Source organism: Candidatus Zixiibacteriota bacterium (assembly GCA_036480375.1).
Classification (GTDB): Bacteria; Zixibacteria; MSB-5A5; order GN15; family JAAZOE01; genus JAZGGI01.
On sequence record JAZGGI010000049.1, the window covers coordinates 1 to 26,548 of the forward strand.

Sequence of the window (26,548 nt, forward strand, 5' to 3'; positions counted from 1 at the left end):
GGCCTGTTTTTGGCTGTCGCGCAGTTGACCTACCGTCGGTTCGCCGCTTCGCTAAGGAACCGACGGAACAATGAGCAACTTCTAAAATGGGTTTGTTTCCTCAGATTAACGTTTTGGGTCATATCAAATCGGTGGTGATTCAGGCAAAAGCCTGTTTTTGGCTGTCGGGGATGTCATCCCTCGGGGAGGTCGTCCCTTTTTGGCTGTCGCGTAATTTATCTGAATTTTTGCCAAGGCGTTGGTCATTTATCTTATTCTACCTTAATGTTTTTTTGTTATTTCCCCGAAAGACCCGAGGGGTCGTTGCGGGTATCCAGAAAAGAATTGGCAATGTCTGGATTCCCGACTCGCTTCGCCCCTAACGGTACTCCGCTCTCGGGAATGACAGGTATTTTTTGCAAAAGTACTCATCCTGGTAAAGAAGATGAATTCGGAAAAAACATCAAAGCTATTGAATAATTGTAAATGCGATATGCGGGAATCCACTCGAAGGGACTTTGTCCCATTCGGATGGGCCACCGGTCAAATTTGAGCATAAGTAGAAATTATTCTGATGGCAGGAGCCCCTTCACAGGCTCCTGTTAATAAATGTGTGGTGCCCCAAGTCTTTAGGGCTTGTTGAAAAAGTCTTGAAATGATCTTCAGCCTAAGGAATGGGGAAATATTTCGAATCGTAAGTTCTTGATACACAGCAGATCACAATTTTGTTTTCACAAAATCAAGACCTGCCGCAACACCCGAAAGAGGTTTATCAACACGCCCTTTAAACATGGGTTAGATTTATTACTTCTCAATTTTGAATCGACCTTTAGGCCAATAAACATTTTCGAATATTCTTCTTCCTCCACCGCATAAGCGGTGGGACACCGGCTATAAGATTTCGAATAGTGCTTTTATTGACAACAGTTTTCATCAGGTGGTGGTCCGCCCTTAAAGACATGATTGATTAAATACACAGCGTCTCCAATATTAGTGTCGGAATCGCCATTGGCATTGCCGGAGCAGATCGGGTCGGGTGCCGGTCCGCCTCTAAACACATTGTTTATAATGAAAACGGAATCACCAATATTAGTATCCCCATCACTATTGGCATCTCCACAAATCGCTCGGTAATTATTAATTATCTCTGCGCTAACCCAGTGAGTATAATCTCTGACAAAAAACAAATACTTACCATCTCTGGTAACATTCGGACAATTCTCGTGCCAATTAGGTGTATTAAGCTCCTCTATTGGCACGGCTTCGACCCAGGAACCATCAGATTTACTAAAACTGATATATAAATCTGAATATTGATTGACGGCGTTTTCATCGTGCCTGGAAAATATCAAATAGCTTTCATCTGGCGCGATGAATGGGGTCATTTCAAATATAGATCCTCCCTTATTGATATTTGAATCTAATATCTGGGGTTGAGTGTATTGACCATTAATATATTCGGATAACATTATATCACCTGGAAACTTGCTAAAATATAAGTTTCCATTATCTGCGACCGAAATTTGCCAGTGCAAATCGGCATTGTTTATTATCGGTCCCAAAAGTTGTGGTTCGCCCCAACCATCACTAATGCGATCCATGTACCATATATTTTCTTTGGGAAATTGGCCCCGACCAGTTGAAAGCACAGCTACAAAAAATAGACGATTGCCATCATTAGTAATATGTGGAGAGTCGGAAGTAGTGAATTCAAGAGGAAATTCGAAATCTGCCGGGGTTGTCCACTGACTATCTGTCGCTACGGAATACTTCATAGTAGTCATATTACCTGTCAGTATCGACCAATATGCTTCAATTCCATCCGGCGTAAATACCGGACAGCTATGAATTGTGGATCCCAGAATATTGGGAGCAAAATACTGAGGAACGTCCCCGGGCGGCTCCTGCCCAAAATAGGGTCCGGTCAATGAAGCCTTTTGATACTTGTCCTGAGCCAAACACAAAGTTGTAATCAACAATAGAATTGTTGTAGTAAAAGTAATGCGCAATAAAATGGTTAAATAGCCCATTTTGTTTACTCCTTACGGTTTTTTGGCCAAATGAAATACTAATGTGTTTCTATCACAGTAGACGAATTTTTAATCTATACTTCTAAAATAAGACGATTTGAATGCATTATTGTTTAATATAGATTCCCCCGGGCAAGCCCAGGGTCCTTACCTTTACAGACCCGCGGTCTGACCTGCATTCGCTGCGTCGCATAGCTCGCAGCGAATAGCAGGCAGTAGGGCAGCATCCCTGCGATGCTGCCATTATTTGAATTATCGCGCTTTGCACGATTGGCAAGAGCCCGTTGGGCTCTTTCCCTACCGTTTTGGGGATCGACAGACCGGCGGCCCATCCGAAAAATAAGCGTAGCGTTTTTTGGGTAGGTTCCAGCGTAGAACATTTACATTTATTCAATAACTTTGATGTGTTTTCAGAATTCATCCGCTTTTAATAGGATGAAAACAAATAGTTTGGATAATTGTTTCAAAGAGGGATCAACACGGATAATTTTGCAAAGACTCTTTGGCCTTTTATCCTACGGAATTTGCGAAAAACGAAAAAGGACAAAACGAACCCAATTCCCCGCAACCTAAAACAGTACATTCAGATACAAGGAATTTTTAAAATGCAAATGTGGATAACTTTACTTAATATCGGAATCTTTGTCGAATGCATCGCCGAAAAATATCCCCCATACACCTCCAAGATTCTGAAAAACTCTCCGTATAAATGCAGGTGATAATAAAAATTTTAACGGAGAATACTGATGATATCATTTGAGTTTACAGATAGTCAGTTGGAAGTTCAGCGGATGGCCCGCGAACTGGCCGAAAAGAAGATCATACCGCATATATCGGAACAGGACCGAAATCAGGCGCATGACCCGCAATTTCTAAAAGATATGGCGGACGCCGATCTGCTCGGGTTTTGCCTGCCGGAAAAATACGGCGGATTGGGGATGGATTATATTTCACTGGGGCTGGCTTGCGAAGAAATGGAATACGGCGATACATCCGCTCGAGTCGTCCTTTCCGTTCATGTTGGGCTGTATTCTCTGCCGCTATGCACTTGGGGAAGCGAAGAGCTGAAGCAAAAATATCTGGTACCCTGCACCAGCGGCAAAAAGATCGGATGTTTTGGATTGACCGAACCGGCCGCGGGATCGGATGTGGTCGGTATTCAAACCACCGCCGTCAAAGCTGGCGATAATTATATTCTCAATGGCGAAAAGATGTGGATATCATTGGCCGACCTGGCTGATTATTCATTAATATTCGCCTGGACCGATTTGGAAAAGAAAAAAGTCCGCGACCATCGCGGTATATCAGCTTTTATCATTGAAAACAAATATGAAGGCGTTTCGACCGGTTCGATTCATGGCAAACTCGGAGTACGCGCCGGGAACACCGGATACATATCGATGACCGACGTTGTTGTGCCTGCCGGAAATATGCTCGGTGAACGGGGCGAAGGATTCAAAATCGCCATGTTCTGTCTTGACCAGGGCCGCTACACTGTCGCCTCCGGATCGACCGGACTTATCCGGGCCTGCCGGGACGCCTGCGTCAAATATGCCCATGAGCGGGAGACGTTCAACTCGCCCATAGCTCATCATCAATTAGTCAAACAGATGATCGCCAATATGGAAGCGGGATATGAATATTCGCGGCTACTCTGGATCAAAGCCGGATGGAAAAAGAATCTGGGTGAGCCCAATTCCCGAGAATCATCACTGGCCAAATGGATCGCCTGCCGTGAAGCGGAACAAGCGGCGGCCGACGCCGTGCAGGTTCACGGAGCTTATGGCTATTCCGATGAATATCCGGTCGAGAGGTTCTATCGCAACGCCAAAGGCGCGTCCCTGTACGAAGGCACGCGCGAGATTCATACGATTATGCAGGGAGATTACGCTCTGGGGCTTCGCGAAGATAAACCATTGCGAATCCACCTGCCGATTGTCGAGCAGGGATGATACTAATTATAACAAAAAACAAAAAATGCCCTGTCGCTTTTCACAGCAGGGCATTAATTTTCTTTTTGTAACTATTACTAATTATAACAGGGAGGATCGCCGCCCTTAAAGATGTAATTAATCAGGTTAACAGCATCTCCGACATTAATTTCACCGTCACAATTTGAATCGCCTGCTTCCAGAGGCTGAGGAGGCGGGCCTCCTTTGAAAACTGTGTTGACTAAATAAACCGCATCACCGACATTTACCGACCTGTCATTATTGGCATCACCAGCCAGATAAGTCGGGAGAGTAAGAGACACAACCAAAAGAGCGTATGAATCCGCGACTAAGAAATAATTATTGAATGGCACAATAGATTTTGATCTTCCCGGCATGGCAAACTCCCCGACAAAATATGGTTTGGTTATATCCTGTATGTTGAAAACAGTCGCAACGCCGCTATTTAATTCACCGGGGAAAATTAAAAAATCATTATAAACTGTCGGTTCATGTTGTGACGAACCATTCAGCCGGTGTAAAGCTTGCGGGTTTATCGGATCGGAAATATCCGCAATATCAGTAACACCACCACCGCTAAATAATGCATAACCATCGATAAAACTAGTTTTAACGGGGGATCTAATACCAGTATAAGATCCAACCTTGATGGGTTCAAATGGATCGGAGATATTAATTATTTCTACTTCATGAGCGTGCATATTGCTCATATAAGCATAATTTCCAAATACATTTACATCTTCAATCCAATAATCCCAAAGCCTATCTCCTTCGGGAATATAAGTGCCGATTAATGTGGGATCAGTCGGATCTGAAACATCGACAATATCAAAACCGTGTGGACAGGCGGTCAGATAGGCCAGATTGTCAATTATCGTAAACTGCTCCAAACTGGTGCTGTCTGCGTCAAGATACCGTCCCAGCATCGTTGGGTTAAGTGGATCGGAGATATTTATGATATCCAGTCCGCCCGCCGATGTTAAATAGGCCAAACCGTCAATGATTTTTATTGAGTGCGCCCGTCCAAAGGTTGGATAATTGGATACAATTTGAGGTGATAAGGGATCGGTAATGTCAATAATTGTCATCCCGGAATAATCCTGAGCCATAAAGGCATAATTACCCGAAACACAAACATTGTGGTTGTTATCGCCATATACGTCCTCAGATATCAAAGTAATATTGGTTGGATCCGAAATGTCATAAATTTCATTCTTGCCTGAGCAGGCCAATAAATGGCCATTTGTTACCTTCATGTCGCTCGAAAACAAAATCGGAAATTCCTCTGTCAGGAAAACAGGATTAGCCAGATCTGAGATATCAATCGCGTATAGCTTGTTATAAGATGATCTGGCAAATAAGGTTGAACCGTTCAGAACTAAATCGCAGGCCTGATGCATTTCAATGGTTGTTACGTATTTTGGACTGTAAGGATTTCCCATGTTTACAATGTGAATTCCAGCCATTTCCCAATGAGGATATGAATAGTCAGAAATAAAGATAACATCTCCGGATACTTCTATATGATGGTATCGAATATCGCCAAGTTCCTTCGCAGTTGAATAATCTTTTACCCAGGTTGGGGCGGCAGGATTCGAAACATTAAAAATTTGCAATCCAGATTCTAACTCAGTTACAAAGATAAAATCACCAATTTTTATTAATTCGGCTGGGTGGTAGAGAGTATTTATAGTCGAAATTATGCTGGGTGATGTCGGATCGGAAACATCGATCAAAGTTATACCGGCCGGATTTTCTTGCCATCCGCTTTGCCAGACATATACAATATCTGAATCAAATAAAACTCCTCTATCATGATTGGTAGTTTCAATATTAGCTACTAATTGAGGTGACTCTGGATTTGAAATATTGACTATCCGTAATCCTTCATCGGTGTACCATCGTCCGCTGATATAAGCATATTGCCCGGAAATATCAATATGAGATGCCCCACAATCCAGAAATAAGCGCGCTGTAAGACTACGATTCAATGGATCACTAATATTGACAACTTCCAGTCCGTAATATTTGCAATAGTAAGCATAATCACCAGAAACAGCAACATCATAAGCCCTTCCCCATAACATGCTGGTTTCAATACTGGCCGTTAAATTATCTGCTATAGAAATTGATGAAATAAAAAAAACGAAACAAATTACCAGGAATAATGAACAAATCCGACATCTAAGCATGGCACACCTCCCCGTGTTATAGATGTGTATATTATGTATTATCCCCTGGCGAGAGTCAAAGTAGAATAATATACATTAATATAGATTAAGCACTCCCTATTTGTCAAGTAATTTTATGAGAATTTTGGACTATTTAAACCCCTTAATCTTTTCAAAAAAGCTGTTCTGTGGTGCTTTAGGGGAATTTCATCTTCTTAATCAATTCCGAATATCGATTATCGGTGCTTATATTTTTGAGAAAAAAATCTCTCATGCCGGGCAGCTTGATAAACAACAACTGCGGAGATTTGACATCAAAGGCCTTCTCCAGCCAATGCCAGGCCGAATCCGGCTCATTTAAATTGGCATAAAGGCAGGCAAAACAAAACGGATCAATATATTTTTCATTGTCTGCCTGCTCAAGCAATTTCAGAATATCACGAGCTTTGTTTTTATCTCCGTCTTTAGCGTAAACTGCCCCCAACGAAGCATACAGCCATGGGTCAAACTCGGGATTCAACTCATTCAGAGTCAGGTCGCATTCGGTGACCGCCTGGGGATACATGTCGTTATAAGCATAAGCCCAGGCAAGTTGCGTATGCGCCCAGATATTCGTCGGATCGATTTCCAGCGTTTTCTTAAATTGATTGATGGCCATCCCGGTCTGCCCGGTGATATAATAAGCCCAGCCCATCGACTGATTAACCAGTGGCGATAACGGATCGAGCATCACGGCTTTTTCCATCTCAGCCAGTCCTTCGGTGGTTCGATTCATAGGCAGCAAATATGAAGCGTAAGCCAGATGCGCGGTAGAATTACCGGGAGCCAGATCCAGGGCCCGCGCGAACTGCTTATCGGCCGCGTTCCAATCCCGCAGGAGATGACTGTTGACCCACCCCATCACAAAATGCGCTTCAGGAAGCAGGCTGTCTTTCTCCAGCGCTTTGCGGGCGGCATGAACCGCCGGAGAACGAACATTATCAACCGAAATAACTCCGGTTGTCACCGAAAATGTGTAATAGACCGCCAATCCTGCCCAGGCCAAAGCGAAATTAGAATCGGTCTGCAGTGCACGATCCAAATACGTTTTTCCTTCGCGAAATCCTTCCACCGTTTGCTTACCGAGATGAAATTGAGCCCTCAGATAATAATTATATGCCTCAAGATTTTCCGTGGGTACCGTTCGCAATCGCTCATCCTCGATCACCCCCAGAGTAATGCCCAGATTATTGACGATATTCTCGGCGATTTCGGTCTGTAGAGAGAAAATCTGCCTCAACGGCCGTTCATAGTTTTCCGCCCATAGCAGCATTTCATCTGATACCCGGATAAGTTGCGGAGTGATCCTGACAATATCAGTGTCGCCCGTTTTGTCCCATCGAATAGTACCGACCAGGACATACCCCACTTTTAATTCATTCGCTATCTCGGGCAGAGTTTTTTCCGTTATCTTAAAAGTACGGGCGCTGGTGCGAGAAATAACACCAAGATCGTTGACCGATACCAATCGCGATATTATCTCCTCGGTCATGCCGTCAGCGAAATATTCATCGTCGGGATTTCCCAGGTTGCGAAACGGCAAAACCGCCAGCATCTTTTTTGATTGTGATGCCGCATCTTTATCTGCCTTGTATAATTCAGAGATTGCCCAATATCCGATAATCACAACCAATATCGCCACCGCTCCGAAAACGACATAGCGATTCCACCAGTCGTACAACCGAGCAGCGCCCCCGCCTCGTCCCTCTCGTAATTCGTTCAGGTCGTTTATTATCTCCGATGCGTTTTGGTATCTCGAGTCGGGAGATTTTTCGAGCATCTTCAGGATGATTTTTTCTATTCCGCACGGGATATTACTTATATGTTCGGATAAAGGGGCCGGCTTATCATTGAGTATCGAATTAATCATGGTCGCTTCATTATCGCCTCTAAACGGCCTCTTGCCGGTTATCATTTCATAAAACAGAACTCCCGCCGAAAATATATCAGAGCGATGATCAATATCTTTCGCCTGAATCTGTTCGGGAGACATATATCCAAATGTCCCCAGTGTTGAACCGGATTTGGTGATATGCTCGCCCCCTCTGACCGCCGCCAAACCAAAATCGACCAGTTTGGGACGCCCGTCTCCATCCAGAACAATATTGGCCGGTTTAATATCACGATGGTTTACGCCCTGACTATGAGCTTTTTCCAGCCCTTCGAGAATCCCGATAAACAATTCGATAGATTTTTCAAAATCCAGCTCAGATGATGCGATGACATCCTTAAGAGTCCTCCCCTCGATATATTCCATGACAAAATAAGGTCGATTCTTGAATTCACCGACTTCAAATACGGTAATTATATTCGGATGATTGAGCCGTGCCGCCGCCTGCGCCTCGCGTTTGAATCGCGCGCGGTAATCCTCGTTCTCGACGAGGCTTGACGGCAGGAATTTAAACGCGACCTTGCGCTTGAGTTCGGTGTCTTCGGCAAGATAAACTTCACCCATCCCGCCGACCCCGATTTTACTTATAATCCGGTATTGATTTATTTGAGTTCCGGTTGTCAGGACAAGATGCGAATGAGTATTATTATTCGACCGCTCGTCGTTTACCACGATTATACTCCCTGCCCGTTTATAAAATATACGCTAAGGTATTGAAATGTATAATTCAACCAGAAAATTTTATTTACGGACCCTCTATTAAAATCAAAAAAGTCAGGAGTCCTCAGAACTCCTGACTTTGAAATCTCGCTTTCGCATAATTTGTAAAAATTAATTATAACAGGGTGCATCGCCGCCTTTAAAGATATGATTTACCAGATAAACAACATCACCTATATTTACATCACCGTCGCAATTGGAATCGCCGGCTTCAATAGGTTGAGGAGGCGGGCCTCCTTTGAAAACAGTATTGATTATATATACTGGATCACCAACATTGACATCACCATCATTGTTTGCATCGCCGGATTGATAGGTCGGAAGATTCATTGACATCACCAAGAAGGCATCCCTATCAGCGATAAAAAGATTATCCCCCACAGGTTTTACACTATATGTCCTGCCCTGGGTGTCAATTTGACCGACAAAATATGGATCGCTGATATCGGCAATATTATAGATTGAAAATCCGAGCAATTCATTTGGGATAAACATAAAATCGCCACTAAAGCTCGGCTCGTGGCGAAAATATGTATCGAGATGTCCTACCAATATGGGATTTGCCGGATCGGATACATCAAGAATATCAGTCCCTCGTACAGAAGATTGACTGCTAATAAACGCATAATTATCGTGGAATGCCGTAATATACGGTCTGGATATTTCATAACTGCTAACCACTATCGGCGACACCGGATCGGAAATATCCACAATATGGACGACGTCTGGTCTGTTATAACTAATGTATGCGTAATTCCCATTAATATTGACATTTCTAATCTGATGTCCGCTCTCTATGTCACCGATATATTCGGGGGTATAAATCCCGCTTACAGTTGGGTGATTTAGATTCGACAAATCAAGGATATATTTTTTGTCTCCGATAGAATAGTATGCCATCTCTCCCTGTATCGTAAAGTCACCGCCGTTGCTGGGAAGTTCAGGATTAGAAAATTTCCCAAGAAACGCGGGGTTGGACGGGTCGGAAACATCATAAATTTCAAGTGCGTAATGCGCATTTATGTAGGCAATGTTTTCAATTACCTGTATAGAAAATGTCAGACCATTAAGAGGGCGATTCGATAAAGGTATGGGAGATTGCGGATTCGAAATATCTACAACTGTGAAACCGGAGCTGTGGTGGGCGATATATGCATAATCACCGGAAACGAATACTTCATTCACCCGGGCTGAATACGGCTCGGACGAAACCATCTCCAGCTCAGAAGGAACGGATATATCAAATATGACATTACCAACGGAGGTTGTGGCCAGATATTGCCCCGACAAGTCGATTGTCTTAATCCATGCCTGCGTTTCGATATGATCAATAGTAGGCGGGTAGATCGGGCTCGATACATCAATGGCATATAAATTCCAATTATCTGCTAAATACAATACATCTCCGTCCAGTGCTATATTATCGATATGATGAAACTCGTAGTTATTAATCAACTCCGGATTAGCAGGATCAATGATGTCTAAAACATGAAGGCCGGAAGTAATTGGCCAGGCGGTATTCAACCAAGGGATATATGCTACCTCTCCTTTGATAGCGACACCATAGTAATTTAAGCCATTGGGATTAATTCCATCATAATCACCGGCGAAATAACCTACAAGTGACGGGGCAGTCTGGTCGGAAATATCAAATATTTGCAGGCCGTAATTTTTTTCGACAATGAAGAGATAATTATCCAACAAGGTTACACTGTGAGGTCTGCCAATCGTACTGATAGTTGATATCAATTCGGGAGAAGCGGGATTGGAAATATCCACCAAGGCGACATCCCTGAATTGCTGTGGAGGGTCAAAAAGGAAAAGATCCCTACCCAAAAAAGCAACATCGTCTTTAACTGTGATATTTATTGAATAATTTTCTGCTTCAAAAGTACTTTTTATAAGGGGCAAATGGGGATCTGAAATATCCACAGAATAAAAACCACCTTCTCTGAAAGATATGTATGCATGTGTGCCCGATATGCCGATCGAGTTACACCCTCTGTCAAGCAACAATCGAGCCACGATATTTCGGTTCAACGGGTCACTAATATCAACGACCTCAAGACCGTACGCCTTAACATAAAAGGTATAATTACCAGATACAGAGACATCCATCGCTTCTCCCCACAGAATACTCGATTCGTAGGTTGCAAAGGAATTGTCAGTGGCCGAGGCCAAAGAAGCAAATAAAACTAAGAAACATAAAAGACGAAAGGAGTGAGACTGGACATATCGCATACTAACCTCCCCGTGCCATTAAGATGAAATTATAATATACAAACTCCGGCTGAATATTATGCGGTAGTTGTGCTTACATAATACCGTTAAGGAGTTAAACTGTCAAGGTTATTTTAATCCCCAAATGCCGAGGAAACTTGTTATTTGATGCTTCGTCGAAATAGGATCCTCGCCCATCAATTATCGAAAACACCCAATTCCGGGATATGCCCGGTATCGGCGTCGATGCCGATACCGAAATTGTTGTGCCCAAAGTTGGGATTATCTTTATCGAGCGTGAACCAGATAGCATTGTCTTGATATATCTCGGCCGCCGCCTCTTTGTCATCCTGACGCAGGATGTAATTGTCGGTTCCCGAGGCATCGATGAAAATACCGGCTGATTTGGCGTAGTATGTATAAGGATTCAATAATTTCGGTTCGGCAAAATCGGGGCGAAATGACGCCGCTCCGAATCCCTGCTGTCCCTCGACATATTTATATGTATCCGCGCCGCCCATCTCAAAAAACAGAGCAAACGACCTCAACTGCGCCAAACCATAAGAAATCATCTTCGCCTCATATTCATCGTTTCCGCCTCTGTCTATAAAAAGAGCATTGGTGAAATCCCAGCCAAACGCCAGAGCCGCTCCGGCCGTCTCGTACAGAATATGCTTATCATCGCCCGCCTCGTCGATTAACGCGGCATTGCAAAAATGCGCCCCGGAAGCCTGAGTAAAATAAACCGATTTATATAAATCATCCCCCTCGCCGTCGTAGCAGATCCCTGTCCCAAACCAGTAGCCGCAGCCCAAAGACCAATTGCCGGATATATATTGATCATCTCCCGAAATATCGACAATAACGCCCAGACCCCCGGCATAGCTATGTCCATCCGACCCATCACCACGGCGGCCAAATCCGACTCCCTGGGCGTTGTTGCTGTTGATTACATGCTCACTGTGATAATCGCCCCGATCTACGACACTCGAATATGGCTCAGCCGTATAAACATCATTTCCCGAATAATCGGCCAGAATGCCAATCCCGCCACCGATACCGCCCATACCCTGACCATCGCCATACAGATAATAATCATCATTGCCGGCGGCGTCAATGCATAGACCGATACCAAAATATCCGCATCCCTGAGCCGATGTTTCCGCTTTATAATCGTCAACTCCTTCTTTATCGAATAAAATGCCGATTCCAAATAGCCCCGCGCCCTGCGAGAAGACTTTGCCACGATAACGATCCGAACCGGAAACGTCATAACAAACTCCAATTCCCAATATACCGGCCCCGAATGAAATATCGTTACTGTTGGCAGTCGAATAGTTATCATTGCCATCCAGGTCGATCAAAACCGAAACTCCCCGGTCATATCGGCTTGTTGCCCCGGCTGAGCCCGTATAGTTGTCATCGCCGCCAAAATCGACAATCAAAAAACAATTATTGCCGTCAATCTGATTATTTTCCGTTCCGTTAATGACGATTCGTCCATAGGGAGTATCAAAATCCAATTCAAAATCTTCAGAGAATTCTAAATTTAGGTCAGAAACTGCTTTTTCAAATTGTTCCGCCGCTGCCACGGCCTTAAGACCGCCATAAAAAAGAGATTCAAAATCAATCAATCCGGCGGCATCGTCCAGTTCCGGATAATATTTTTGCCCATCGGCTTGAGTTTCGGATAAATCGCGTATTTGAAAAATTTTGTTGCGGATATCTTCAGATATATTTCTGATTCCCAAATCACGCCAGTAATATGCCTCCCGCAGATTCTCAACCAATTGACCCAGCAATAATCTTATTTCCAGAGGAATCGTTTCTGTCAGTTCTTCCAATTCAGCAATTGAATCGGTAAATCCATAACGCTGACCGAATGAAATGAATTTTGTTTTTTCACCGGCGGCCAAAAATATATTCTCAACCGCCCTCACAAACGGTTTTAGACTGTCGGGAGCTTCAACAAGGTTAGCGCCGTAAGACCTCATCCCGCCGAGTTTCCGTTCAACTCCGAGAAAAAATGTCAGTTGATAAAGATTATCATCAAGCGAATCGAGCCGTTCGGGGTCGCAATAGATTCGCATCGCCTCCCCGAAAGATTTCCCGAAATCGTACAGCTTGAGAGGTTCGGCGAATAAATCATCAAATGATTTTAATCTGTATGGGACATCATTGGGAAATCGCGTCCAGTATCCTTTGGGCTGATAACCGATATCTTCTCTCGTAAATCCTATCGAATCAAGAGCCTGACTCAGCAAATCCATTTCATTCTGACCAAAGACAGCCCCACTCATAATCATAATAGCTACCAAAGCCACACCAAACAGCTTCATCATATCTCCCTCCAATATTATTACCAGCCCAATGTATATGCAAATGCAGGATTCATTTCCACTAAAATTGCTTGCGTATCCCAATGTGGCCTACAGGATTTTGTAAAAATCAATTTTAAACTATCCGTAAGTGGTTGAAAAATAAGACCCAATATATTCCCTCCCTTATTGTTAAGTATGTTTGTTTCAAGTGATGGTTAAAAAAATAAAATAAGTGTTTTTTTCTTGCGCTTAAATATTCAAAATCGTAAATACTGCTCGATTTTTAAGCTAATTGGAAAAATTAGAATATAGGGACAGAGGAATCAGGGAAGATATCTCATCAAAATGGATATCTCTATTTTGACGAGAAAATCATGGAGGACTTTATATGAAGTATTTCGTTGGATATTCTTCAGGCCATTAATAACTTTTAATCGTAAATGGAGAAATCCATCTTCTTAAATTGAGATTAACTAACTACACCTAAACAAAGAAGGTACAAAATGAGAAAGTTGCTAATTATTACATTAATCGCTTTGCTGGCCGGAAGCTTCGTTATGGCCAGTGATACCCGGGTAACTACCATGGGTGGCGTCAACAACATCGTCAAGGACGATGCCAATATTTGGCTTTATCCGTCAACCATTAATCAGTACCCCGGCTTATTTTCAACTGAAATCATGACGGGCAATCAATGGATGGCTGGCGCCAACCTCGGATTTAACGAAGACAATCCGTGGGTATTGGGCGCTTATTTTTCAAAATTGGAATATTCACATAGTATTTTTGATGCCTACGGAAGTGGAACTAATGCAGATAATAGGCTAAATCTAATATACGGTAGAAATTTCAATGATATGCCGTTTGGTTTTTCTCTAAGCTATTTTAAGACTGGCTCAAAGGTTGAAAATGACGTTATCATCGGCAATAACGAAAGAGCTTTGACAAAGTTTGGCTTGGGATTTGGACTTTCTCCAATGGAAGGAAAACTCGATTTATTACTCGAATTTACTACGACATCCTGGACCGACAAAGCCTATAATCTTACCGAAGATGCTGTATTAGATATGACGAAGCCGTCTGGTAATACAGAAATATCATTTTTGTTCCGTTACTGGATGGATCCTATGGGTAAATGTATGTTGGTTCCTCATGGCGGCTTACACTTGGATAAGCAAGGTCTGGAACTATATTCTGACGGAGTCCTTACAAACACCTATACCAACAAGGAAACTCGATTTGAATTGGGACTTGGAATGAATTACGAAGCGAAGGAAGATGTTTTGGTTGTTACCGATTTTGGTTTCATGATTGAATCGACCAGCTACAAGAATGAGCCTGAGGGAGCATCAGCTATAGAATCTAAAATGAACACCAAAACAATTCCATTTTTCAAAATTGGAATCGACGCCAAAGTCTTTAAATGGATGGATTTCCGAGCCGGTGTAAGTAATGACTGGGAAGGCTATACCAGTGAACCCTCTGATGTAATGAAAAACTCATCTTCAACAGCCTCAACGATGACATATTTAGGCGCCGGGTTCCATTGGGGTGATTTTGAAATTGACGCCAGCGTCAATCCCTCATTTTTGAATAATGGTCCCGATTTCATTACCGGTACGTCAACCCCGGGATGGGCCAATATGGTATCTGTTTTATACTGGTTTGACTAAAAATCTCACTTCTTAGATTGACACCAAAAAAAACCCCGCCGAAATTTGGCGGGGTTTTTTTGATTGCCGATTTTATATTATGCTAATTGGTTGATAAATTAATCGTAGAAAAACCTGCTAATTTTGCCTTTTCTTCCTGAGACAGGAGTTCAAAATCAAAAATTAATACAGCATCATCTGATTCATTTATGGAAATCTGTCCAATCGTTTTTTCCGATAAAGTAGCGCTTAACTCATCCGGCGACAGCTTGTATGCGGCGCCATTGGAAAAATCCACAATTAAACCAATTAATCCTCCAAACACGATATTACCCCAAATCCATCCATCTGATTTTCTGGAAATTATCAGTTCAACCGGTTCATATCCCTCTTTTGCGATAAATGCCTTATATTCCCGCTTCCTTTTTAACTCAATTGAGCAGGGTGTTTCACACCAGCCATATGATACTCCCATGGCGTCCTTTACCTCAACTACGGCGCCGGAAGGCGAAGTTTGGAATTTCACATTTTGCTTGCTACCATGAATAATCGAGGCACAACCCGCAAACACTAACGATAGTACAATAATGATGATTAGATAGGTTACGTGAACTTTCTGCATATTCAATCCCTTTCAGATTAAAAAAAATTGAAATTGCCATACCCAATAGCCAGACACATGATGAAAGTATACTATTTTATCTGTCTTTGGGCAAGTAATATAATAACAATTTTTAAAACTGACTCATACGAACACTTTTGCGTATAGTGCACGGTATTGCATAGTTGGATTGGACATGGCCATACTGGACCTATAATGCATTTCTCAATGTTAATGAATGACTTACATGAGTATTACGAGCAATAAATAATATCAAAAAACGCTCCCCATCCAATCTACGGTTGAGGCATGGGGTTTGCGTTTACCCTTCCCAGATGACAACTTCAAGGAGGTTTGATGCTGGCTCAAAATTATAGACGTGGTTTTGCGCAGGAATACCTTAAGACAATGTCCGAACCGCGGGTCAAGTCTGATGACAACGGGTTCTATATGATGACAATTTCGGAAAACGTAAAAGTCTATTTTGACGATTTTTATTATTTTTTGGAAAACAGCTATGAGCGCTGCATGACCGAGCTGACGCGAATCGACCAGAAATTAACCGAATATTCCAGCGACTGGACCGAAACCGTCGCCTATTATGCCGCCTCAAAAATTATTCTCGAATTAGTCGCCAAAAATATACGGTCGTTTTATACCGACGGCTCCAATTTTGGAGTTATCATGACGCCCTGGTGTTTCGGCACCGTTATCCTGGAAAAAGTAGAGACATATAATGAGCGCCTTGCCAAAGGGCAGGTGATCGACGCCAAATTAGCGGATAATCCGTATTACGTCATAAAATACATTGAAGAAATCTACAAGAAGCAGCTTTTGAATCTCTTTGATTTTCCCGAAGAAGCCTTCAAAATGCGCTGGCAATACAGCGAACTTCTCAAGAGATATTCAAATGTCCTGAAAAACATTTCCGGCTCTTTGCAATCGGTCTTAATGATGATCAAGAGTTACGGAGTTTAAATATAAAAATATCGCTTCCTCATAGCTTGTTTTTTTTGCTGACCCGTCTGATTTCAGGCGGGTTTTTTATAAAAAAAATATTCTAACCAACCGATACATTTATAGATAAGAATAATAACCATAATTAACCTCAGGGTAATATTTACTTATTATGGGTGTCATAAGCAAATCAACGGCGGTAAAAGAAAAATTCCTGCCTGTTTATCTGGAAGCGTTGCGGGTCGATACTATCGTCGAGTTTGATCTCTATATCAAAATCGGCCGAGACCTGATACTCTACCGCTCATCTAATTTGCCCTTCACCGAAAAAACCCGCACCAATCTGCTCGATAACAACGTTAAGACCCTCTACGTTCCCACCGGCGAGCGTGAACAATATCAGAAATATATTGAGGGCAATATCAACCAGATCTTAAAAGATGATTCCATAAATCCCACGGCCAAAGCCGGAATAGTTTATAGCAGCACCAAGCTTCTCGTCAGGGACGTTTTGGCCAATCCCACGTTGGGCAAAAATATCCAGCGCAGTAAATCAATGATAGAATCGTCGGTAGGATACATTCTGCGTGAAAAACAGGCTTTTTATAATATGCTCAAAGTAATGTCGTTTGACTATTATACCTATACCCATTCCGTCAACGTCTGTACTTTCTCGGTCGCCTTCGCCCGGCATCTGGGATACGACGACGAGGAATTTTTAAATCATCTTGGAGTCGGGGCTTTGTTACACGATGTCGGCAAGACCAAAATCTCCGATCGGATTCTTAATAAACGAGGCGCTCTCAACCCATCCGAAATGTCCCTGATTAAAAAACACCCTGAATGGGGACAGGAGATGCTCGAAAAAACACGTATGCTAAACACCGATTCAATATATCCGATAATCCAGCATCATGAACGAGAAGACAGCTCCGGCTACCCTTACGGATATAAAGGCAATGATATCCATATCACCGGTAAAATCGTTGGTCTGGCCGATACGTTTGATGCCATGACTACCGAACGGGTTTATCAGAAAGCGGTCGATACCTACCCGGCTTTGAAATCGTTGTTTACCTCCGAAGGTCTTTTTGAACGCAAACTCCTCGAGGAATTCGCCGTGTTGATGGGTCCGTCCGACCTGATGAAGCTCTAATTCATTCATTTTAATCTTGTGACAATTGCCTCTCATTCCCTATACTCAATGCAAAAAGTGAGGGAGTATGCAAAAAACAATCATCGCAACCAACGCCGCCCCCAAAGCAATTGCGGCCTATAATCAGGCAATAGCGGTTGAAGGGGCAAAATTGCTTTTCATCTCCGGCCAGATAGGTCTTGATCCGCAAACAATGAAAATGGTCGAAGGAGGCGTTTCAGCCGAAGCCAAACAGGTGCTTGAAAATCTCGGCGGCATCCTCAAAGCAGCCGGGGGCGGCTACGGTTCGGTCGTCAAAGCGACCATATATCTGGCCGATATAAACGATTTCGCGGCGGTCAATGAAATCTACGCCTCGTATTTTGAAAATGATCCTCCGGCGCGCGCGGCTTTTGCCGTAGCGGCTTTGCCCTTGGGCGCCCGGGTGGAAATCGAAGCGATTGCCGCGTTATAGAGCTTAATTTCCTATTCGGGATTTATCTGATATGTTTTCGAATAGAAATATTGCTGTCTATCTTTCTTGCGAAGGGATCCTGTCCGCCTTCGGAGGGTTCATCCTTCCGATTTATGTTCTCTATTTCCGCGTTTACGATATTACACTATTTGAAATCGCTATCCTGGCGGCTGTCTTTGAAGCCTCGGTATTGCTTTTCGAAATCCCCACCGGGCTTTTGGCCGATCGATTTGGCCGAAAGCTTTCGGTCAATATCGGCTTTGTGCTATTCTCTATCAGCGGTATGATTTTTATCGTGTATCGAGATTTTACCGGTTTTCTTCTTGCTGAAATTTTATTCGGCCTGGCTGAAGCCTTTATATCCGGAGCCGGCGAAGCCCTGGCGGTGGATTCGATTAAAAATGAAAATCGTGACGAAGTTATTAAACGATTGTTTTCTAACCGCGGCCGCGTCAGAATAGCAATTACTTCAGTTGCTATGATTGCCGCCGGATATTTTTACTCCCAAAATATCTCGATTACGTTCTATCCGGTTCTGTTGGGCGGTTTGGCCGGGCTGGGTTTATCATCGCTTTATAAGTCGCAGGGGAGAGGACAATTTGAAAATCCCGGATTTGCCGAACCTCTCAGGCAACTTTTCATTCACATTCGCAAACCCGGTTTTATCAAAATTACTTTCGTAACAGCTATAATTGCAAATTTTGCCTTTGAAGGCGTCGATCAATTCTGGCAGGTGCTCGCGTCGGAATCTGCTAATATTGACACAAGTTATTTCGGAATCATAACCGCCGCGGGAGCCATTCTCGCCTTTATCCTGATCGGGCCGGTAACCAAAAAACACACCGCCAATATATCTTCGCTTCTTAATATTCTCCTCCTGGCCGGATTGATTATTTATTTTATGCCCCTTGCTCCGGCCCTGATTTTGGCAGCAATGATTACTTTGTTCTTTGTCATTAAGGAAATAGTCGCGTCTCTGTTTTCGGTGTCGATTAATATCTCGATAGGGTCCATCGGGAGGGCCACGTTTTTGTCGGGATTTAATATGGCTTGCTCCACCGGGGAAGTTTTTTCTGGGATTTTGATTGGCTTTATCGCTTCAAAGTTGGGACTTGAAGGCGTCTTTATGATTTGCGGAGCCGTCCTGATATTCTTCGTCCTGCCGTCGATCGCGAAGTTATATATTTCGCGCAAAGAACAAAAAAATCATTAGAAAATTCAAGATAGCTCACTCTATTTTCCGCCCCGAATTATTTGCTGAAAAACCACTTGACAAAAACAATTTTTTGTCTTTTTTAACAGCTTAATTTGAGGCCGGTATGTGAAATTCGTCACATAGACAATATAGTTCCGGCATCGGGAGATTTGAATATGCCTGCTCAGTATTTGGCAGTGTTGATTTTTATTCTGGTTGGCACCGGCCTTGTGATTTTTACATTTTTTCTATCTCGGCTGATCCGCCCCCGCAATCCTTATCAGGTAAAAAACGAGACATACGAATGCGGCGTACCGATTTTCGGCGAAAGCTGGACGCAGTTCAACAACCGTTTTTATATTTTCGGCCTGATTTTCGTTATATTCGATGTCGAAGCGGTTTTTCTGTTTCCCTGGGCAGTAGCATATAAATCTTTGGGATTTTTTGCGCTAATCGAAATGGTGATTTTCATTGCCATACTATTGGTCGGCCTGGTCTATGCCTGGAAGAAGGGAGCTTTGAAATGGGTGTGATCAAAAAGCTTCCGGTATATGCCGAAAAAGTCCCCGGCGGCGGGATAATTACCACACAGTTAAATAAAGTGTTTACGCTGACTCAGGCCAAATCGCTCTGGTATCTGTTGTTTGGCACCGCCTGCTGTGCAATTGAACTGATGGCGACCGGAGCCTCCCGATATGATTTTGACCGGCTGGGAATGATTTTCAGGGCCTCGCCGCGCCAGTCCGATTTAATAATCGTCGCCGGAACGGTGACTTACAAAATGGCGCCGGTCGTAAAGCGTCTCTACGATCAAATGGCCGAACCCCGCTATGTTCTGGCGATGGGCGGATGCGCCTGCGGAGGGGGACCGTTCTATTACGACAGCTATTCCGTTTTGCGCGGAATCGATAAAGTTATCCCCGTTGACGTTTATGTTCCGGGTTGTCCGCCACGGCCGGAAGCTTTGCTTCATGGCTGTCTTGAAGTGGGCAAAAAAATCAGAACTCAGAAAATGGATGATTGGAGCTAAGTAGAATTTGATGACTAAAGCCGAGCTCCTTGATTATATAAAAGAAAACTTCTCGGGCGAGTTGGAAGTTATCGAAAACGAGCACCCTGAGCCGTATTTTATCGTTAAGGCTCAGGACCTGGTCGAATTTTCCCGCTTCATCCACGACGACGAGAGACTTCTCATGACGTTTTTGATGAATCTCTCGGCGGTTGATACGACCGAACAGTTTGAAATCGTCTATAATGTCTGCTCCTATCGTTTCAAGCATCGCATATATTTCAAAATCATTTTCGATTACATTAAGCCGGAATTTGATTCCGTGATAGACGTCTGGAGAGCGGCCGACTGGTACGAGAGAGAAATCTGGGAGCTTTTCGGTATCAACGTCAAGGGGCATCCGAACCTGAAACGATTCCTGCTCCCCGATGACTGGGATGACGGTTATCCGATGAGAAAAGGCTGGCAGGGCAAAAACGTGATACCAATGCCGGAAAGAAAGTAATGCCGAAAGATTTGCGCACAGAGCGAATGGTCATCAACATGGGCCCGCATCACCCGTCCACGCACGGAGTCTGCCGCCTGATTTTGATCATCGACGGCGAAGAAATCATTGATTGCGAACCGGTTATCGGGTATTTGCATCGCTCCATAGAAAAAATGTGCGAAAACCGCACCTATTTCCAATGCCTGCCTCTGATGGATCGCTTCGAATACGTTACTTCAATGTCATGCAGCTGGGCGTTTGCGTTAGCCGCTGAAAAGCTGACAGATTTGGAAGTTCCCGAACGAGCCGAATATCTCCGGGTTATCATGGGCGAGCTCAACCGTATCGCGAGCCATTTATTATGTATCGGTGTAACGGGTCTGGATTTGGGCGCCCTGACTCCTTTCCTGTACACTTTCCGCGAACGGGAATTGATCCTCGACCTCTTTGAAATGACCTGTGGACAGCGTTTGACTTACAATTATATAAGGATGGGCGGTGTCTCCAAAGATATCCCGACGGAATTTATTCCCAAATGCCGTGAATTTCTCGACATCATCGACATCAAATGCGATGACTACGAAAAAGTATTGACAGAAAATCCAATCTGGATCGCCCGCAACAAGGGCATTGGCATCATCACTGAGAAAATGGTTTATGATTACGCTGTGTCCGGCCCCTCTGCTCGCGCTTCCGGCGTTTCGTTTGACATTCGCAAAGACGACACATATTCAATTTATGATAGATTTAATTTCGATGCCGTTGTCTATCACGGATGCGATTCCTACGACCGCTACCGTGTCCGGATGGGCGAAATTCGTCAATCGGCCCGGATAATCAGGCAGGCTCTTGACCAGCTTCCCGAAGGACCGATTACCGCTAAAGCGGCAATAATGACCTTCAAGACTAAAAAAGGCGAGGTCTATTCTCGTATTGAAAATTCGCGCGGAGAAATGGGTATCCATTTAATATCTGACGGTACTAAAAAGCCGTTCAGGGTTCGCGCTCGCGGCGGCAGTTATAATCATTTACTGGCGACCCCCGAAATTGTTAAGGGTCTGAAAATCGCCGATCTGGTGGCGATTTTTGCCTCACTTGATATTATTATGCCGGAGATTGACAGATAATGGAACTGAAACCGGTATTTGACTGGCTGGGAGAACTTTTAGTCTCGATAGGACTAAGTCCATACTGGAATGCCATTATAAAAAACGCCGTCCTGGCATTGGTCGTCTTCGGATTACTATCTTTGATTGCTCTGTTCCTTGTTTGGTGGGAACGCAAAGTTTCAGCTCATATTCAGCAGCGGTACGGGCCAATGATGACCGGTTGGCACGGAGTTCTCCAAACCATTGCCGACGCCCTCAAACTGATTCAAAAAGAAGACCTTACCCCCACATTAGCCGACCGCTCCGTCTTTTTCTGGGCTCCCGTTATCTGTTTCGTAAGCGCTTTTGCCGCTTACGTGGTCATTCCCTTCGGCGATGGGCTCATCGTTTCGGATTTGAATATCGGAATTCTCTATATAATCGCGATAACGACTTTTACCATAATCGCTCTTTTGATGGCCGGGTGGGGATCAAATAATAAATATGCCTTATTGGGAGGTATGCGTTCGGCCGCTCAGGCGGTCAGCTATGAAGTTCCGTTGGCGCTTTCGATTCTCGGAGTCGTCATGGTCACCGGATCGATGTCGATGAATGACATCGTTGTGGCTCAATCAGGCTGGGGCGGTTTCCGATGGAATATATTTTTCCAGCCCCTCGGTTTTGTGATTTACATCATCGCCGCTACCGCCGAAGCCAACCGCACTCCGTTTGATATTCCCGAAGCCGAACAGGAACTGGTGGCCGGATTCAATATCGAATACTCGGGAATGAAATTCGCCATGTTTTTCCTGGCCGAGTTTATAAATATGTTCACCGTTTCGGCAATTGCCGCGACGGTATTTTTGGGCGGCTGGAACGGCCCGTTCTTCCCGTCATGGATGTGGTTTTTGGGCAAGACGCTCTTTGTCGTCTTTTTACTCATGCTCTTCCGCTGGACTTATCCGCGTGTCAGAGTCGATCAATTAATGGAATTTGCCTGGAAGGTGCTGTTGCCCCTTGCGTTTTTGAATATTTTGTGGGTCGGGATTCTTGAATGGTTAAGCTGGTAAAACAATTTACATCGGGGATATACAACCTGATTCTGGGATTGCTTACGACAAGTAAACATCTCGGCCGCCATGCCATTACCATCCAGTATCCCAAGGAACGGTGGGAAATCCCCGAACGCTCGCGGGGCATGGTCGTTCTGCTGACCGATCTCGAAACCGGTAAATTAAATTGCACTGCCTGCCTGCTGTGCATGCGCGCCTGTCCCAGCGGAGCGATTGATATTGACTCTTATAAAGATGAAAATAAAAAACGCCAGCTGAGTGACTTTTCCGTTGATTTCAACCTGTGCTGTTTCTGTGGATTGTGCGAAGACACCTGTAATTTCGCCGGAATAAAACTCTCGACCAAATATGAATTCCCGGAATACGAAGGCGGCCTTTTAAAATATGATATGAAAAAGCTGGCTAAGCAGGGACTTGATGTACCCTATGAAAAGCCGGTTAAAAAGAAAAAACCGGTCAAGAAACCGGCGCCCAAACCGGATGAAGCCAAAGCCGAAGTGAAACCGGAAGAAAAACCAGCCGAGTCAAAAGCCGAAGAAAAACCGGCCGATGCTAATTCTGATGTGAAAGCCGAAGAAAAGCCGGCTGCCCCTGAAACTGAAGCAAAACCGCCTGAAACTCAGCCTGAACCGGAAACGCCAAAAGCCGAACCGGCACCGGAGAAAACAGAAACCGAAAATCCGCCGGAGAAAAATGAGGGTGAGGAGTAATTATGGATCCGGTCGTATTTGTGATTTTAAGTATTTGCATCATCGCTTCGGCCCTGGCCGTCGTGACGATGCGGAATATTTTCCACTGCGCTCTGGCCCTGATATTTTGCCTTTTTTGTATCGCCGGTTTATATGTCATGCTCAACGCCGAATTTTTGGCGGTTATTCAGGTTCTCCTCTACGTTGGCGCTGTGGCTATCCTGATGATTTTCGCCATCATGCTCACTTCCCGATTGGCCGGACGCGAAACGAATATTTCCAATGAACAGCAGGTCATCGGTGGATTTCTCTCGCTAATTTTCTTAGTGACCATGGTCGGCTCGTATTTAGGAATTCCGGGAATCGTTGATGGAACCTATTTCCGCCCAGCGATCGGAATGTTGCCGGCCAATAATACTCATGCAATCGGAACGCTGTTGATGACCGACTTTGTTCTTCCTTTCGAACTGGTATCGGTACTTTTATTGGCGGCCCTAATCGGAGCAATCGTAATCGCGAGGCGGGAGGAAAACTGATATGACCGGTCAAATGTTTTATATGTTTCTATTCCTGGCCGCCGTTCTCTTTTCTATCGGTCTGTTTGGAATTCTGACCCGGCGTAACGCCATCGCGATTTTAATGTCTCTGGAATTAATGTTTAACGCCGTCAACATAAATCTGGTGGTTTTCAATCGTTACACCAGCCTTAATGAATTAACCGGTCAAATTTTCGCGATATTTGTCATCGTTGTCGCCGCCGCCGAAGCGACCGTGGGACTGGCCATTGTAATTCTCATATACCGGAGATGGCACAGTATTGACGCCGACCGGGTTAACTTAATGAAGTGGTAATATGCTGGATAATGCCTACATAATTGGTCTGCTGCCTCTTTTTGCTTTTGTTATTATTGTATTTTTCACGCGCTGGAAAGAAAATCTCTCGGCCGGAATATCAATTGGGGCCATTGGTCTGGGGTGGCTGATGTCGATTTGTGTCATGGCTCAAGTGATAATGCATGCCGGGCACGAAGCGTTTCGGCTTGAGAGGGCATTCGATATTGTCACTCTACCGGCCTTCCGCCTCGAACTCGGTTTCCTGATTGATCCCGTCGCGGCCATGATGCTTGTTGTCGTCACGACCGTATCATTGATGATCCAGATATATTCCCTCGGCTATATGCACGGTGATCCCCGATTTTCGAGATATTTTGCCTACCTGTCGCTTTTCACGTTCTCAATGCTGGGATTGGTTCTGGCCAACAATTTCTTTCTCATCTTCATCTTCTGGGAACTCGTCGGTCTCACGTCTTATCTTTTGATCGGTTTCTGGTTTGAGAAAAAATCGGCATCCGACGCGGGCAAAAAAGCGTTTATTACCACTAAAGTCGGTGATTTGGGATTCCTGTTGGGCCTGATGCTGATATATTACTATATCGGCTCATTCAACTATAAAGAAGTTTTCGATGTTGTCGCCGCCGGAGGCGTTCCCACCGCGGCTTTGACTGCCATTGGAATTTGCATTTTCTGCGGAGCGGTCGGCAAATCGGCCCAGTTCCCGCTCCATGTCTGGCTTCCCGACGCGATGGAAGGCCCGACTCCGGTTTCAGCCTTGATTCATGCCGCCACGATGGTGGCCGCTGGCGTTTATCTCGTCGCCAAAACGATGGCTATCTACGTCGCCGCACCGGCCGCGGCCGAGGTTGTCGCCTGGATTGGCCTATTTACATCGTTATTTGCCGCCAGCATTGCCTTGGTTCAAAATGATATCAAACGAGTATTAGCCTTTTCGACCTTATCACAGTTGGGCTATATGATAATGGCTCTCGGCCTGACTCATTTTGTCGCCGGTTCATTCCATCTGATGACGCACGCTTTCTTCAAAGCCCTGTTATTCCTCGGCGCCGGTTCGGTCATTCATGCCGTTCACACCAACGACATTCAACAAATGGGCGGCCTGCTGGGCAAAATGAAAACGACGGCGATGACTTTCCTGATTGCCTGTCTGGCCATTGCCGGAATTCCTCCGCTGGCCGGGTTCTGGTCAAAAGATGAAATTATTGCCTCGACTCTGGGTCATCCGGTCTTTACCGTTGTGGCGCTTATGGTCGCTTTCATGACCGCCTTCTATATGTTCCGCCTGTTCTTCCTGACCTTCACCGGCAAACCGCGCGATCAGGAAAAATACGACCACGCCCATGAATCGCCCAAATCAATGACTTATCCGTTGATTTTCCTGGCTGTCATGTCAATCTGCGCCGGGTGGGTCGGTATTCCAAAGATTCCAGGAGTAATCGAAATTAAAGGATTTGCCTGGTATATTTATGGCGTTGGTGAGCATCCTCACATACCAAGCGTTCATTGGCTTCCGATGATACTTTCAATCGTTATCGCCTCGTCGGGAATCTTTCTGGCCTACCTGATGTATTACAAGGGAAAAATTTCACCGGATGCGATGGCACAACGATTCAGCTTCGTTTACAAAGTCCTTTATAACAAATATTACATAGATGAATTTTACAATGCCGTAATCGTTCAGCCCTGTTACTGGATGGCGCGTAATCTCTGGCGCTTTGACGCCGGCATCATCGACGGTTTGGTTAATCTGCAGGCAACTATCACAATCTGGCTGTCGGATGCCAAACAGTGGTTTGATGTCAATATCGTTGACGGCATTGTTAACGGCCTCGGTATAATTACCGACTGGTTCTCCGCGGCTTTGCGCCGCATACAAACCGGACGGCTGGCCCATTATCTTCTGGCCGTCGTTTTTGGACTGATACTGATAGCGCTTTTGTCCGCCTCTGACTTGCTGAATCAAGCTCTGATACACATCGGCATAATAGAGGGACAATTGGGAGGATAAA

General features: G+C 44.4%; 22 protein-coding genes. 16 read left to right on the forward strand and 6 right to left on the reverse strand.

Annotated features, from left to right (window positions below):
* Nucleotides 1–303 precede the first annotated feature (303 nt).
* A complete protein-coding gene (locus V3V99_14450) occupies nt 304–459 on the forward strand; it encodes a hypothetical protein (GenBank protein MEE9443861.1) in 156 nt (51 codons plus the stop codon).
* A gap of 434 nt (nt 460–893) precedes the next feature.
* On the opposite strand, the gene V3V99_14455 is transcribed toward V3V99_14450, so the two are convergent.
* Nucleotides 894–2,009 carry a hypothetical protein gene (locus V3V99_14455; GenBank protein ID MEE9443862.1) on the reverse strand — a complete coding sequence of 372 codons (1,116 nt, stop codon included), beginning with the start codon at nt 2,007–2,009 and terminating at the stop codon, nt 894–896.
* A gap of 746 nt (nt 2,010–2,755) precedes the next feature.
* On the opposite strand from V3V99_14455, the gene V3V99_14460 reads away from it, so the two are divergent.
* A complete protein-coding gene (locus V3V99_14460) occupies nt 2,756–3,961 on the forward strand; it encodes an acyl-CoA dehydrogenase family protein (GenBank protein ID MEE9443863.1) in 1,206 nt (401 codons plus the stop codon).
* Nucleotides 3,962–4,038: 77 nt separating this feature from the next.
* Here V3V99_14460 and V3V99_14465 read toward each other — a convergent pair whose 3' ends face one another.
* The 4 genes from V3V99_14465 to V3V99_14480 form a co-directional block, all read right to left on the reverse strand.
* Nucleotides 4,039–6,153 carry a dockerin type I domain-containing protein gene (locus V3V99_14465; protein ID MEE9443864.1) on the reverse strand — a complete coding sequence of 705 codons (2,115 nt, stop codon included), beginning with the start codon at nt 6,151–6,153 and terminating at the stop codon, nt 4,039–4,041.
* 175 nt (nt 6,154–6,328) lie between these two features.
* The gene (locus V3V99_14470; GenBank protein ID MEE9443865.1) at nt 6,329–8,734 is read right to left on the reverse strand and encodes a protein kinase; all 2,406 of its coding nucleotides are present in this window, start codon (nt 8,732–8,734) and stop codon (nt 6,329–6,331) included.
* Between the two features lie 159 nt (nt 8,735–8,893).
* The gene (locus V3V99_14475) at nt 8,894–11,023 is read right to left on the reverse strand and encodes a dockerin type I domain-containing protein (protein MEE9443866.1); all 2,130 of its coding nucleotides are present in this window, start codon (nt 11,021–11,023) and stop codon (nt 8,894–8,896) included.
* A gap of 176 nt (nt 11,024–11,199) precedes the next feature.
* The gene (locus V3V99_14480) at nt 11,200–13,344 is read right to left on the reverse strand and encodes a hypothetical protein (GenBank protein ID MEE9443867.1); all 2,145 of its coding nucleotides are present in this window, start codon (nt 13,342–13,344) and stop codon (nt 11,200–11,202) included.
* A 482-nt stretch (nt 13,345–13,826) separates the two neighbouring features.
* Here V3V99_14480 and V3V99_14485 point away from each other — a divergent pair, with 482 nt between their 5' ends.
* Entirely contained in the window at nt 13,827–14,996 is a 1,170-nt protein-coding gene (locus tag V3V99_14485; GenBank protein ID MEE9443868.1) for a hypothetical protein, read from the forward strand.
* 82 nt (nt 14,997–15,078) lie between these two features.
* Here V3V99_14485 and V3V99_14490 read toward each other — a convergent pair whose 3' ends face one another.
* Nucleotides 15,079–15,597: a PEGA domain-containing protein gene (locus V3V99_14490; protein MEE9443869.1), complete on the reverse strand. Its 519-nt coding sequence runs from the start codon at nt 15,595–15,597 to the stop codon at nt 15,079–15,081.
* A 336-nt stretch (nt 15,598–15,933) separates the two neighbouring features.
* Here V3V99_14490 and V3V99_14495 point away from each other — a divergent pair, with 336 nt between their 5' ends.
* The 13 genes from V3V99_14495 to nuoL all read left to right on the forward strand — a co-directional run bounded on the left by V3V99_14495 (nt 15,934) and on the right by nuoL (nt 26,547).
* Nucleotides 15,934–16,554 (forward strand): hypothetical protein, encoded by a 621-nt coding sequence (locus V3V99_14495; GenBank protein MEE9443870.1) that lies wholly within the window; start codon nt 15,934–15,936, stop codon nt 16,552–16,554.
* A 151-nt stretch (nt 16,555–16,705) separates the two neighbouring features.
* On the forward strand, nt 16,706–17,689 hold the full coding sequence (locus tag V3V99_14500) for an HD domain-containing phosphohydrolase (GenBank protein MEE9443871.1): 984 nt from the start codon (nt 16,706–16,708) through the stop codon (nt 17,687–17,689).
* A 67-nt stretch (nt 17,690–17,756) separates the two neighbouring features.
* Nucleotides 17,757–18,143 carry a Rid family detoxifying hydrolase gene (locus tag V3V99_14505; protein MEE9443872.1) on the forward strand — a complete coding sequence of 129 codons (387 nt, stop codon included), beginning with the start codon at nt 17,757–17,759 and terminating at the stop codon, nt 18,141–18,143.
* A gap of 31 nt (nt 18,144–18,174) precedes the next feature.
* Nucleotides 18,175–19,356 carry an MFS transporter gene (locus V3V99_14510; GenBank protein ID MEE9443873.1) on the forward strand — a complete coding sequence of 394 codons (1,182 nt, stop codon included), beginning with the start codon at nt 18,175–18,177 and terminating at the stop codon, nt 19,354–19,356.
* Nucleotides 19,357–19,514: 158 nt separating this feature from the next.
* Nucleotides 19,515–19,871 (forward strand): NADH-quinone oxidoreductase subunit A, encoded by a 357-nt coding sequence (ndhC, locus tag V3V99_14515; protein ID MEE9443874.1) that lies wholly within the window; start codon nt 19,515–19,517, stop codon nt 19,869–19,871.
* Nucleotides 19,862–20,368 carry an NADH-quinone oxidoreductase subunit NuoB gene (nuoB, locus tag V3V99_14520; GenBank protein ID MEE9443875.1) on the forward strand — a complete coding sequence of 169 codons (507 nt, stop codon included), beginning with the start codon at nt 19,862–19,864 and terminating at the stop codon, nt 20,366–20,368. The genes ndhC and nuoB overlap by 10 nt, the downstream gene beginning before the upstream one ends.
* Before the next feature lie 10 nt (nt 20,369–20,378).
* On the forward strand, nt 20,379–20,852 hold the full coding sequence (locus tag V3V99_14525; protein ID MEE9443876.1) for an NADH-quinone oxidoreductase subunit C: 474 nt from the start codon (nt 20,379–20,381) through the stop codon (nt 20,850–20,852).
* A complete protein-coding gene (locus tag V3V99_14530; protein MEE9443877.1) occupies nt 20,852–21,961 on the forward strand; it encodes an NADH-quinone oxidoreductase subunit D in 1,110 nt (369 codons plus the stop codon). Before V3V99_14525 ends, V3V99_14530 begins: the two co-directional genes overlap by 1 nt.
* Nucleotides 21,961–22,992 (forward strand): NADH-quinone oxidoreductase subunit NuoH, encoded by a 1,032-nt coding sequence (nuoH, locus tag V3V99_14535; protein MEE9443878.1) that lies wholly within the window; start codon nt 21,961–21,963, stop codon nt 22,990–22,992. The genes V3V99_14530 and nuoH overlap by 1 nt, the downstream gene beginning before the upstream one ends.
* Nucleotides 22,977–23,705, forward strand: coding sequence for a 4Fe-4S dicluster domain-containing protein (locus V3V99_14540; protein MEE9443879.1), 729 nt, complete (start codon nt 22,977–22,979; stop codon nt 23,703–23,705). Before nuoH ends, V3V99_14540 begins: the two co-directional genes overlap by 16 nt.
* A 2-nt stretch (nt 23,706–23,707) precedes the next feature.
* Nucleotides 23,708–24,220 carry an NADH-quinone oxidoreductase subunit J gene (locus tag V3V99_14545; GenBank protein MEE9443880.1) on the forward strand — a complete coding sequence of 171 codons (513 nt, stop codon included), beginning with the start codon at nt 23,708–23,710 and terminating at the stop codon, nt 24,218–24,220.
* Between the two features lies 1 nt (nt 24,221).
* Nucleotides 24,222–24,536 carry an NADH-quinone oxidoreductase subunit NuoK gene (gene nuoK, locus V3V99_14550; GenBank protein ID MEE9443881.1) on the forward strand — a complete coding sequence of 105 codons (315 nt, stop codon included), beginning with the start codon at nt 24,222–24,224 and terminating at the stop codon, nt 24,534–24,536.
* Between the two features lies 1 nt (nt 24,537).
* On the forward strand, nt 24,538–26,547 hold the full coding sequence (gene nuoL / locus V3V99_14555) for an NADH-quinone oxidoreductase subunit L (protein MEE9443882.1): 2,010 nt from the start codon (nt 24,538–24,540) through the stop codon (nt 26,545–26,547).
* Nucleotide 26,548: the final 1 nt, after the last annotated feature.

Coding starts and splice junctions, on each gene's coding strand:
- V3V99_14455 (MEE9443862.1), bottom strand. CDS start 2,009: ATGGGCTATTTAACCATTTTATTGCGCATTACTTTTACTACAACAATT.
- V3V99_14460 (MEE9443863.1), top strand. CDS start 2,756: ATGATATCATTTGAGTTTACAGATAGTCAGTTGGAAGTTCAGCGGATG.
- V3V99_14465 (MEE9443864.1), bottom strand. CDS start 6,153: ATGCTTAGATGTCGGATTTGTTCATTATTCCTGGTAATTTGTTTCGTT.
- V3V99_14475 (MEE9443866.1), bottom strand. CDS start 11,023: ATGCGATATGTCCAGTCTCACTCCTTTCGTCTTTTATGTTTCTTAGTT.
- V3V99_14480 (MEE9443867.1), bottom strand. CDS start 13,344: ATGATGAAGCTGTTTGGTGTGGCTTTGGTAGCTATTATGATTATGAGT.
- V3V99_14485 (MEE9443868.1), top strand. CDS start 13,827: ATGAGAAAGTTGCTAATTATTACATTAATCGCTTTGCTGGCCGGAAGC.
- V3V99_14490 (MEE9443869.1), bottom strand. CDS start 15,597: ATGCAGAAAGTTCACGTAACCTATCTAATCATCATTATTGTACTATCG.
- V3V99_14495 (MEE9443870.1), top strand. CDS start 15,934: ATGCTGGCTCAAAATTATAGACGTGGTTTTGCGCAGGAATACCTTAAG.
- V3V99_14500 (MEE9443871.1), top strand. CDS start 16,706: ATGGGTGTCATAAGCAAATCAACGGCGGTAAAAGAAAAATTCCTGCCT.
- V3V99_14505 (MEE9443872.1), top strand. CDS start 17,757: ATGCAAAAAACAATCATCGCAACCAACGCCGCCCCCAAAGCAATTGCG.
- V3V99_14510 (MEE9443873.1), top strand. CDS start 18,175: ATGTTTTCGAATAGAAATATTGCTGTCTATCTTTCTTGCGAAGGGATC.
- ndhC (MEE9443874.1), top strand. CDS start 19,515: ATGCCTGCTCAGTATTTGGCAGTGTTGATTTTTATTCTGGTTGGCACC.
- nuoB (MEE9443875.1), top strand. CDS start 19,862: ATGGGTGTGATCAAAAAGCTTCCGGTATATGCCGAAAAAGTCCCCGGC.
- V3V99_14525 (MEE9443876.1), top strand. CDS start 20,379: ATGACTAAAGCCGAGCTCCTTGATTATATAAAAGAAAACTTCTCGGGC.
- V3V99_14530 (MEE9443877.1), top strand. CDS start 20,852: ATGCCGAAAGATTTGCGCACAGAGCGAATGGTCATCAACATGGGCCCG.
- nuoH (MEE9443878.1), top strand. CDS start 21,961: ATGGAACTGAAACCGGTATTTGACTGGCTGGGAGAACTTTTAGTCTCG.
- V3V99_14540 (MEE9443879.1), top strand. CDS start 22,977: ATGGTTAAGCTGGTAAAACAATTTACATCGGGGATATACAACCTGATT.
- V3V99_14545 (MEE9443880.1), top strand. CDS start 23,708: ATGGATCCGGTCGTATTTGTGATTTTAAGTATTTGCATCATCGCTTCG.
- nuoK (MEE9443881.1), top strand. CDS start 24,222: ATGACCGGTCAAATGTTTTATATGTTTCTATTCCTGGCCGCCGTTCTC.
- nuoL (MEE9443882.1), top strand. CDS start 24,538: ATGCTGGATAATGCCTACATAATTGGTCTGCTGCCTCTTTTTGCTTTT.